This is a genomic window from Bartonella sp. MF74HXZ (genome assembly GCF_042194445.1).
GTDB classification, from domain to species: Bacteria; Pseudomonadota; Alphaproteobacteria; order Rhizobiales; family Rhizobiaceae; genus Bartonella; species Bartonella grahamii.
Genome location: NZ_JBHIMW010000011.1, coordinates 1 through 10,814, shown reverse-complemented (window position 1 = coordinate 10,814; position 10,814 = coordinate 1). Strand labels below are relative to the sequence as shown.

General features: G+C 39.3%; 7 protein-coding genes. All 7 read right to left on the bottom strand.

Annotated features, from left to right (window positions below; genetic code table 11):
* Positions 1–1,150, bottom strand: a 1,150-nt coding sequence (locus ACFIJ8_RS08290) for an MFS transporter (RefSeq protein ID WP_375639370.1), incomplete at its 3' end; no start/stop codon positions are given.
* Between the two features lie 633 nt (positions 1,151–1,783).
* On the bottom strand, positions 1,784–2,953 hold the full coding sequence (locus ACFIJ8_RS08285) for an MFS transporter (protein ID WP_375639369.1): 1,170 nt from the start codon (positions 2,951–2,953) through the stop codon (positions 1,784–1,786).
* 720 nt (positions 2,954–3,673) lie between these two features.
* Positions 3,674–4,147, bottom strand: a complete 474-nt coding sequence (locus ACFIJ8_RS08280) for a hypothetical protein (RefSeq protein ID WP_375639368.1) — start codon at positions 4,145–4,147, stop codon at positions 3,674–3,676.
* A 1,310-nt stretch (positions 4,148–5,457) separates the two neighbouring features.
* A complete protein-coding gene (locus tag ACFIJ8_RS08275) occupies positions 5,458–6,612 on the bottom strand; it encodes an MFS transporter (protein ID WP_375639367.1) in 1,155 nt (384 codons plus the stop codon).
* A 508-nt stretch (positions 6,613–7,120) separates the two neighbouring features.
* Positions 7,121–8,359 (bottom strand): DUF2087 domain-containing protein, encoded by a 1,239-nt coding sequence (locus ACFIJ8_RS08270; RefSeq protein WP_273788679.1) that lies wholly within the window; start codon positions 8,357–8,359, stop codon positions 7,121–7,123.
* Positions 8,360–8,372: 13 nt separating this feature from the next.
* The gene (locus ACFIJ8_RS08265; RefSeq protein ID WP_375629885.1) at positions 8,373–9,044 is read right to left on the bottom strand and encodes a hypothetical protein; all 672 of its coding nucleotides are present in this window, start codon (positions 9,042–9,044) and stop codon (positions 8,373–8,375) included.
* Positions 9,045–9,237: 193 nt separating this feature from the next.
* Positions 9,238–10,440, bottom strand: a complete 1,203-nt coding sequence (locus tag ACFIJ8_RS08260; protein ID WP_375639366.1) for an MFS transporter — start codon at positions 10,438–10,440, stop codon at positions 9,238–9,240.
* Positions 10,441–10,814 lie beyond the last annotated feature (374 nt).

Here is a 10,814-nt window from a genome sequence, read left to right as displayed (position 1 = left end):
ATAAACTGTTGACATATTGGATAGGGGCGGAAAGACAGACAATGGTGGTGATGCCAAGCCCTATGCCTCTTAGCAAGAATCCAAACCCATCCATGCTTATATTATAGCCGAAGCATAATAATCCAAAGCTTGATATCACCAAACCAATTCCTATCATGAAAAAGGGAGATTTTTCTTTCCATTTTTGGTAAATAAATTTCCTTCCGATCCATGCACCTACCCCTTGTAAAGCAAGGACTGCGCCGATGATGAGAAGGCTATTTTCATGGGCTTGTTCCATGGCAACGGCTAGTGGGAAATAAACAAGGAAGCTATAAAAAAGAAATGAAGCAACAAGTCCCATGATCATGAGTAATGTGTAGCGCGCATTTTGAAATCCGCTAAAGACGATTAATTTGTTTTTTGCTTTCTGATTAGAAACAATGAACAATATGAGAGATATCACCGCTATAAGTGCTAGGATATATACGGAGGTGTTGTTCCTTATATTTCTGGCTTCTGTGAGATAAAAAAACGAAATAAGCGATATGAAAAACGCTAAAAATGCAAATAAGTTAAATTTTGTTTTTGTTGTTTCGTTGCTCTTTAAGTGTTTAGCTCCAATGGTGAGCGCCAATAAAATGAGCGGAATATTAATAAAAAATAACAAACGCCAAGAGACATACTGAGCAAGTGAGGCGCCCACCAGCGGACCAAAGGCAGGAGCGAAAACTGTTGGTACGGCTATGGTGCCCATGGCTTGGCGCACTCGTGTCTGTCCAAATTGTAAGGCAATGATGGTTTGGCTAAGGGGCAGCAAAAGACCGGTCCCGAAACCTTGAACGATACGGGCAGATATAATGGTTGGAAAATTATAGCTTAATCCTACCCCCAGTGATCCAAGCATAAAAATGAAGCTTGCAAGAAACCAAGTTCTTTTGATACCTATTCTTCCTTGCACAAAAGCTGCTATCAACAATCCTGGCACGGTGGCAAGAAAATAGGATGTTACAACCCATTGTATATTATTTTCCTCTACTGAAAGATAAAAAGCAAGGTCTGGAAGGATGACATTAACAATGCTTCCGTCCAGCAAGGGGAGTATGCTGGAAATAATTACGGTATATATGACATACCTTTCTGATTTGGTATAGGAATCCACCTTTTGCATAATTTTGCTCCCTACAGATACTCTTTAAAATGTTTGTTCTACCCCATAAATCACAGACTTTGAGAATGAACACCCGTTTGTGATGGCTTTAATATGGGGATGAATGTGATTGGAAGTGCTGATGGTCCCCAAATGCTTCTCTTGTGTACAACCCCTCTTCCTCCAAAATGAAGCTATCAGTTAAGCTGATCTTGATGAGTTTATCGAGGAGTCTGTTCGTCGTCAACTCACTTTGCATGTTTGAAAATTTGAGAGAATACTCTGCATGATCAGAAAGGAATAAATGCATTGCGTATTTATTTTTGTATTCGTTCCATTGTTTTTCCATGATAATGCTTTAAGCCTTTAAAGTCTGGACAATTCTGATGCTTGTGGAAGAGCTTTTGGGGGCAAAGTTATGAGAACGTCAATGTTATGATGATTATGGCTGTTTATTCTTGCTATGGATGGCGCTGATGATCTTTTTTCGTAAAAGATATATTATGATAAGCAAAAAGAAAGAGAGAGTCTTGCTTCATATAAGTGGAGAGGGGGGGGGGCTTGTCCGAAATTGTCATCTCGATATCGTTGAGTGATGTGCAATCAATCATGGCATGATGGGGGGTGAAGAGGATAATATGCTTTTTCATCAACTTACCTTTTTGCTGAATTTTTGAGTGTGAGGAGAGAGAGGAGGGCGGTACTGAGAGAGGCAATACTCAAGATCTGCCAAACCGATAATCCAAAAAATTCTTGGTTGTACAAGAGGGAGCCAAGATAACTTCCTGCCATGCCTCCGAAAGCACTGGACAAGCTCATGATTCCAAATGTGCTAGCGATTAAGCGTTCATCTATATTTGTGGCCTCATAATCGAGGCGTATGTAGATCACGATTTCAGCAAAGGAAAAGAGGATGATCGCGAAGAAGAGGTAAAAATAAGAATGCTCAAGAGCGTGGAGGAGGAGGAATGAGATTCCAAACAAAACAAAGGATAATACTTTGGGCGTTTTGGAGTTTTCTTTACATGCCCATTTGGAAACAGACATTTGGAAAAAGATCACGATGAGAGCATTCAAGACAAAAATAAAAGAAGTAGCACTTCCTCCAAAAACCTGATCACTGAACACAGGTATGGTGCTTTCGAGTTGGATATAAAAAAAGGTAAACAAGAATATAAAAAGCGAAACGCCAAGCATGGTCTTGTTGGTGAGCAACGTTCTAAAATCAGAAAAATTTATTTTGTCCAATTTGTTAGTATTAGAGCTTTCTTTTAAGGTGCAGTTCAGAAGAAATAATAAAAAAAATATCAATCCAACGAAACTAAATAATAAGGAGGGGAGCATTTTAAAAATCAACATTCCAAGCAAGGGGCCGATAGAAACCCCTATATTAACAAAGACTGATCTTGTTGCTAAGGCATCCACTTTTTCAGTTCTCGAAACATTTCTTACTAAAAAAGATTTCGCAGCAGGAGTGTATAGACTGCTTCCTAAACCAATGAAGGCGCAAGAGAGGAGGAGGATATAAAAATTATGCGTAAAACCAATAATGAGATAGCCAGGGATTCGTGTTGCTAGACCTAAAAGCATTGTTTTTTTTACATGGACATAATCGGAGAGCACCCCTCCTAAGAGAGAGCCTGCCTTTTTGCATAAAAAAGCTACTCCGATGATGATTCCAACTTCTGTTGTACTGAGAGAGTTAAGTTTATTTAAGTAAATCGCCAAAAAAGGGACAACCATAAATATCCCAATATTGCTGAGTAAAGTTGTTATGAGGATGAGTTTTATGCTTGCCTTGAAAGTGAAGAATTTACGCACCATTTTATTTTGCCACCACAAGATTTACTTTTTTGCTTAAGAAAGTGCATTTAACAGAGTCGTTTCTGAACTTGTTCCTGTGGTCAATAAAATGTCAGCGCATGCAGATTGGTCTCTCAAATTCAGAGTTTTTCCCTGTAAGGTACATGGGTAGAGAATAGTTTGCTTGCTCCTTGCATGTTGCAAGCGCATTTGCTGAAATTTACCTGTTGTTTTGCATAGACAAGTACTTGACCGATAAAGGTTTGGGGATCAGTTCTTATTCGAAATAATTCAGGTTTTCTTCCTAGTGCACATTCTAAAAATCCTTTGTAGATATTGGTGTTAAAAGTTTGGCAGAGTGCTTCACCAATTTGCACGCCTCTTAAGCGTGGATTTATTCAACAACTTTAAAGAAGTCCCCTTCAGTGATGATAAATTCCGTATGTGCAAAGCCCCCATGATAGGAAACAGCTGCTAGGATATTTTTAATCCCCTCTTCTATTCCCTGTAATTGCGCAATGTTCTTGTCTAAGGGAAAGCTGTTGCAAGTTTCTTAAAGTCAGGCATGTCTGACATGACCATGCTTGAGAGGGCGAGAAGCTTTGTTTTCCCTCGATAGCTAATGATTTTAGCACTGTAGAGTGTGCCTGTAAAGAAGGTTTCAATGAGATTTTTTTTGAGGGAAGTATGGTTTTTTATAAATTCCATGATTGCGGTAAATTCCGTTTTATTTTCTGCAAACTATACGTTTTTTGAGTCTGTTCCCTGTGGGTCTTTCAGAATGACAGGATAGGAGAGCTCGTGTGTGGCTTGGAAAGCCTCACGTTCAATAACAGTTACTTGTCCTTTTGTGAGACCTTTTTCACAGAGGATTTTTCTTAAACAAGCTTTGTCTCTACAGATATTTATCGCATAGGCATTTTGGGTTTTATATCCCAACTGGGCGGAGATTTCGTTGACACTTGTCGCCCACGTGTCTGTAAGATTGAGAATGCCACTACAGTTTTTTAAATTTTTGCAATAGGTTATCATTTCCGCATGATGAAATGTATCGCGTTCAATAACACTGAGATGCACGCTTTTAATATAATCCAGTTCATAAAAATAGAGATCTTTATTGTGGGTGAGGAGGTGTAAGTGAAGTGCGAGCGTTTCTGCTGCCTCTATAAGTCTAGCCAAGTCAAAGGTTGAGACTTCCACCAGTACAAAATGCATCTCTATCTTCTCTTCATGGGAATTATTTGGTGAAAAAAGCCGCAAAAATCGTTTATTTATTCCCTTCAAAATGCGATTATGACAAGGACAACTGTTGTTGATGGACGTTGAAAAAAATGAAAAAGCGCGTATGGGGGCAATAACAATCAAGCGCAAGAACGCTTGTGGGAAGTTGCAATCTTAGCTTATTTAATTTCCACTAAATCACTATCAGGCACTATAGGATATTGCGAAGTTTGAAAAAAGGATTTTATTTGGGGGGGTATTTTTTCAGAGCTTGAGGAGCGAATAAATTGAGATTTCCGCATAAAGCAAATATGGAAAAATTGCGCTTTATTGATACTCTCTTTTATCAAATAAGAGGATGAGAGCGATGATAAAAGAGCGCTTCTTTTAAGGGTGTGCAGGTGAATTAATGAACAATAAAACTCTATCCACCCGTGTTCAAATTTTTTCACGATAATGCGTTGCATGGTCTTTCGCCGAAAGAGTACAACCTTGAAGATTCAAGACATTTGTTAAATCGTGAATAGAAGTTAAAGCGCCCATAATATTATAAAAGGTTGGTGTTCTTCCTTTCAGGTGTAAGGTATGTTCGTGGTGTTTCACAGTTATATGATTGATCCTATGCAATATGAACACTCTCACCTGTGATGTGCTCAAGTAATGAAGCATCATCAGGATAAAAAAGGATACTCTTCATTCATTGTTTTTAGGCATCATTTTCAGGATGTGTTTTCGCTTGAATGTGTCCTATAAGATGTAAACATTACTGTTTATCTAAAAAACATTGGCAATCTTGGAACACTGGAATCCTATTGGACCAGTTTCTTTTGTGGTAAAGCTAAGGGGGTTAATATCTAATTCAGGGATTATGTCTTTTATTTTTTACACAGATTTAAGCTTGAAAGGTTTCTCTAAGAGAAAATAGGTTTTTTTGAGAGATTTTAATTTTTTCTCAAGAGATCGTAATAAGTTTATCCGCAAAACTTGGTAGGCATATAATGATATCGATAGAAAATTCTTCGATAGCTGAACTCAAAGTCTCAAGATCAACTATAGAGGCAAATGGGTAATATGTTATTTTAAGAAGGTGACAAATTTCATGTGCCAATAAAAATCCGCTCCATAATCCTTTAAGCTGTGAGGCAATTGGCAATAGGGCTTACAGAGCAATCTTTAAAGACCGTTTCGAGCTTTTTTGCCGCAGAGTTGTGTACTCCCCATAATTGAGTGATTTATGGCGAAGTGTTTTAGGCACTCTTATTGTGCTACGGGTTTTCAAAAAGGATATGTGACATGGAAGCTGCTTATTTTTTAGTTTGCGTGAGGCAAAGGCAAGAGGCAAAGGCGGAGGCACAAACAATCATGCAAAAGATGAAAGCGATATGATTGTTGAAGTGGCTGATGATCCATCCACTTGTCCATGAGCCGGCGGCTTGGCCAATATTTGAAACAACAAGAATATAACTAAAAAGAACACTGGCAGAGAAGGATACGGTTGTTTTCCCTGCTTGATAGTATATCTCTGGAACCATGACAGATTCATAGACACTGTAGGCAACTAATGCAGTCACAGCGGTAAAGACCCCACTTATGAGGAAAAACGAGGAGAAACTTCCCATAAAGCAGAGAAGATAAAAAGTTGCTTTATCGGAAAGGGTGAGATGTTTATTGATTACCCCCTGCCAGATACAAATGCTGATGCCAACAATTGAAAAGAAAATCCCACTATAAGGAGCGAGAGTGCTATCAAATTTACTGAGAAGTGTTGTGGTGGTGATGAAAATTCCCATGAGGAATGCACAAAGCAAAGCCGTGACCAGCAAATAAGAAATAGAACGATTATGTGTTATTGTTTTTAAAGAAAAAAGAAGAGTTTTTTTAATCTTTTTATTCTTTTCAAGAGATAATGTTTTATGGGGGTAATGATAAACAATTTTGAGAGATAGAAAACAAAGATACAAACTAATGAGTGCAAAAAAAGCCATCAAAAAAACTGACGCATTGTACTTTATGGCACTTGTTGCAACAAGAGGGGCGATAACAACCGCAGCGTTTTGAAAAAATGAATAGAGGGTTAATGCGCGCTTAAGAGCACTTCCCTTGAGATGTTCTGATAAAATTTCTCGCAAAAATGGTTTGGAAAGTGCTTTCGAAAAAGCCATTAAGGTAAAAAAGATCAACCATGCAGAAGGCGTGAGCGATAGGATAACGCATACAAAAGCGCTACTCCTTAAAATAAAGGCGGTAGCCATTAAGAGTTTACGAGAAAGTCTTTCTAATAAACTCGTTGTGGTTACCATGAGAATGCTTTCAAGGATTACCGATCCAGAGAGATAAAACGCAACATTGGCAGCAGTTATGAGAGAAGAGTTTCCAATCAGAGGGAGTACAAAGAAAAAGGAAAACTCAGAAAGAAAAACTGTGCTATAGATGAAAAAAGTTATTTTATTTTTGCCCATGGAATTTCCATAGAAGTGTCGTTAAATGATCAAATATATTTTGTTGTATCTGTTGAGGAAGTTTTGTCAGCCCTGTTTCCGCTGTACACATTTCGTTGAAATAGTCTCTTTATCAATTCACCAGCCAGTCCACTGCAAGAATGTTATTTTTTTGTCTACGATGTTTTTAGAAATATCGAGCATGATTTGGGTTGAGCAACAACACTGTTTCCTGATGTGTCCGCAATAATCGGTAAGATCATTGAGACCTTGATCCCATATCTTCTCCTGATGATTTTGACTGTTTCTAATGCTATTTGATAACCAAATGGCACCCCGCATTCTTGCTTTTCCATTGTATCCTTTATAAAGGGGATGTACTAACCCCTCCATAGATTGTCAACATATGAATGAGATGAATGATTTTATAACCTTTTAATGAAATTATATTTTTTTAGTGGAAGGTTATTCATTCTCTTGAAATATAGAAGAAAAACGATAGAGTTCGCTAACATTTTTCAATTCTCTTTTAGCGCATGCGTTGATATTTGCCTCCATGGCGTTGTAAAAAACCCCTCTCAACAAGAGTGCGTCGTAATCGGGCAAAGTCTATCGTAAAGAGGTTGCATATCTTGGAAACTTCCGTTTCGCTATAGATTTTTTGCTTCTGAAAGGCTTGTGCAATTTTTGATAGCATCTCTTCTGTTTCTAAATGGCGGTCGCTTAAATTTTCCCTATTCCGCTCATGTTTATTTTCTAGCATTTTCCACAGTGTCTCTTCGGCTTGAAATCCTTCTGTTGTGTTGTGAATAAGTCCGAGGTTCAAAAGGCGATTGATGGATTTGTGAATGTTTTTCGCATCTGAATCGACATGTTTGAGGACTTCGGAAAGATTTTTCGCACCAAGGATAATGGCGGCATAAACAGCGCGCAGTGTAGGTGAGGTCATGGCAGAGATCAGTGAATTGCGGGTATCGCGTTTGCGAAGGGTTTCTTTTCCCATGGGCAAAAGATCATTGCGAATGGGCAGTTCATTGATTTCTATGAGCTCTGCTTGTAGCGATTGTGCGCGTACAATTTGTTCGGTAGGGGTGCGTTTGCGAATAATTCCCAGACCACTTTGGCGATATTTGTGGTTTTCGGGGAGTGTTAAAGCCTCATAGGAGCCATCAAGCCGGTAGAGAATTTCTTCCCACAAAGGAGTTCTGATACTTTGACCCCGTTGTGCCCCATTGAGAGCAATTGTTGTTGTCATTGTTGGTTCATGCAGACATAGATAACCACCAGCGGTGATGTGTTCCCAAAGGGTTATAACAAATCGCACATCATCTGCTGGAGTTCCAGCATCGATCCAAGCAAAATCTATTGGTCCCCAAGATTTGAGGGTGCTTTCATCAAGAGAGAAGAAATTCTCATTGATAAATGTTACAGTGTCTTTTTTAATGCCATCTTTAAGAAGTTCTTGCCATACTTCTTCTGCTGATTGACCTTTGGCTGTAAAATCATCAATTGTAATCAGTTGTGGTTCGTAATTTTCAGGAATTCCTGAAGGATCAAGCAAAGCTGTGCGCTCTTCCCAGGTGGAGGATTCTAAAAGCTTTTTATCTTGTTGCCATGATAATTTCGCTTTTTGAAGTGCTTTAGCAATCAAGCGCGTACGATCCCCCGCACCGATTTCAATGACTGTGTGCGGTCTTGCCATTTGAATGAGCGTGTAAATAAGCTCAGCACTGTTTTCTGTTCTCATATCGGGTCTTATCAGGGACATCTTTTGATCCTTATCATTTTACCAATCGCAGCATTCCTGCTTTTATAAAAAACGTGGTTGTTTGTTCTATGGGATGTTGAAGATGCATTTCTGTTGTGGCTTTTTGCAAGAGAGGTTTGGTTTTTTCATTCAGCCGGATTGTGCGCCCATTGAGTTGATTAATGGCAAGAGTGCCAAGAGAAGAATCTATGATAATATATGTTGGCTCTCGTAAAAGAGCCGTTGCATCATTTTCTGAAAAGGCTTGTTGATCTGTTTTGATGAGACCGTGTCGCAATAGTGATATTAAAAGACTGTCCACGTCAAAAAGGTAACCATTGAGTTTGATTTCTTTCAAGGACTGAACAGAACAGCTCTTATGAAGTGCTGCAAATGTTAGCAAATCAAATCCAGCAAAAGCACGGCTTTTGGTGGAAACAACGGTGATAGGTTGAATTTGGCGTTTGCTAATGAGTGCTGGTTTATTTTTTATTATTTTTACATCTTTTGCCCATTGAATATGTGCTAGGGGGGCTAATTTGCGTGGATAAACGGCAAAAGAATTGATTGCTATGGTCGGTGTGGGTTTTTGTAAGGCAAAGGTGTGGATGTTTTCATTCAAGTCATGTCGCATATAGTCTGCCAGTTGCCACACATAGCCGCCTGTTCCATTGTAAAAGTTTAAGCCTATAGGATCTTGTTGCATGATGTTATCGTTTTTTTACTTTAAAATATCAAGTTTTGGGGAGGCTTGTTAGTTGCTCTACATTAAGGAGTGGTTTATCAAAATTCTATTGGGTTGGTATGGGGTTGCATGAGAGATACAACGATTTAATCGGGTGGTGATTGTTATGCCATTTTGGGGCATTGTTTGCTTGCGGAGAAAACAGCCCAGTCCACTAACCATTCTCAAATTCTCTCTGTTCCTTTTTTTGTACGGCACTGTTCAAGATAAAACCTAATATGCCTGCGATCATTGTGGCGATGCCAATGATAAACAGTGTGCTTTGGGTATGATGAACATGGACAAAACCAGCTCCAAGAAAGCCAAGGCATACGGATGTTTGTATGATGAAGAGATAGGCGGGCATTTGACTGTTTCGCTGTTCTTTTTGAATGGCTTTCATCATAAAACTTGCCATTAGAGCATTTTGCACACCGTTTGCACTCCCAAGGATGAAAAATGACAGCATCATCAGCCACACAATGTGTGTGAGGGAAAAGCAGAAAATTGCAAAGCCAATGATTGCAGCGGCAAGTGATGCACCAGCGGCATTGCCAAAGCGATGAAAAAGGCTGGAGAAACAGAGTGGACCAACCACGAGGCCAAGACTTACCATGCTTGTGATCACTCCATAGGTTTCAGCGCTTAAGTTGAGATCGGTACGAATGCGGACAATCGATAAGACGTTGAGAGCAGAGGTGAGGATGATGGTAATGATGAGGGGAGAAAGAGCATAGACAACATTTTTTTTACGCAAAAGACCTCTTAAGTCTAGCCCTTTTTTGCTTTGCTGCGCTGTGTTTGTCGTTTGCGCATGAATTTTTAAACTTTTAAAACAGAAGAGAGTGATAAAGGTGGCAAAAAGAACCATGATTGACAGCGCAAACAATCCTTTTTGCCCGTTCGATAGACCATACAACACACCCCCTAGCAGTGGTCCGGCAATATAGCCAAGATTACGAACTGTTTGGATAACGCGGTTTAGTCGATCTAGTTGCTGATCATTGTTTGCAAATTCTGGGACGGAAACGAGGATTGCGGACCAAAAGATTGAACCAGCACAACCCAGTGCGAAAGAAAGTGCAATATAAATCCAAAATTGGTTGGCGATTGCAGCTATGGCTATAAAGAGTGCTTCAAACAATAAAACAATGGGTACTGTTCGTGTCGGTTGGAAGCGATGCAAGAGACGTGGTGCAATTGGTCCGGCACAAATTGCCCCGATAAGCCCTGCAAACAGCAGCATTGAAATAGAAGCTGTGCTTTCTGCTAAGTGTAGAGCAAATGTAACTTGAGCCGTTTCATCGGCAAAGCTGCTAAAGCCCAAAACAAGGAAAAGTCCCATTTGGACGAAAATCATAGATTTTTTCTTTGCCACAATGCTCCTCCCCAAGATGCTAAAGGTACAATTTCCTTCTGCGTATTTATGGGATATCCCGCGTTTTGTCTAGTTTTTCTTGATGATCAGTTGAGAAAGGAAGTTTTCAGAGCTCTCTTCAAAATAAGCACAATGCCTATTTGCAGCGATGAGCAACTCCTTATGTTTTTTGAAAGGGGAGTATTGAAGGATTATAGACTGGCGAAGTTATCTGATATGAGAGACAATGATACAAAATGGCAATCAGGAAATTTTGCAAAAAAAGCTGCATCATGTGTGCAGCTTTTTATGTGTTTGCTTTAGAGGTAGAAGTTTTAAAGCATGAAAGTATCCTTACGGCTTCTATAACCATAATAACCAAAAACACTGGAAAC

Coding starts and splice junctions, on each gene's coding strand:
- ACFIJ8_RS08285 (WP_375639369.1), bottom strand. CDS start 2,953: ATGGTGCGTAAATTCTTCACTTTCAAGGCAAGCATAAAACTCATCCTC.
- ACFIJ8_RS08280 (WP_375639368.1), bottom strand. CDS start 4,147: ATGCATTTTGTACTGGTGGAAGTCTCAACCTTTGACTTGGCTAGACTT.
- ACFIJ8_RS08275 (WP_375639367.1), bottom strand. CDS start 6,612: ATGGGCAAAAATAAAATAACTTTTTTCATCTATAGCACAGTTTTTCTT.
- ACFIJ8_RS08270 (WP_273788679.1), bottom strand. CDS start 8,359: ATGTCCCTGATAAGACCCGATATGAGAACAGAAAACAGTGCTGAGCTT.
- ACFIJ8_RS08265 (WP_375629885.1), bottom strand. CDS start 9,044: ATGCAACAAGATCCTATAGGCTTAAACTTTTACAATGGAACAGGCGGC.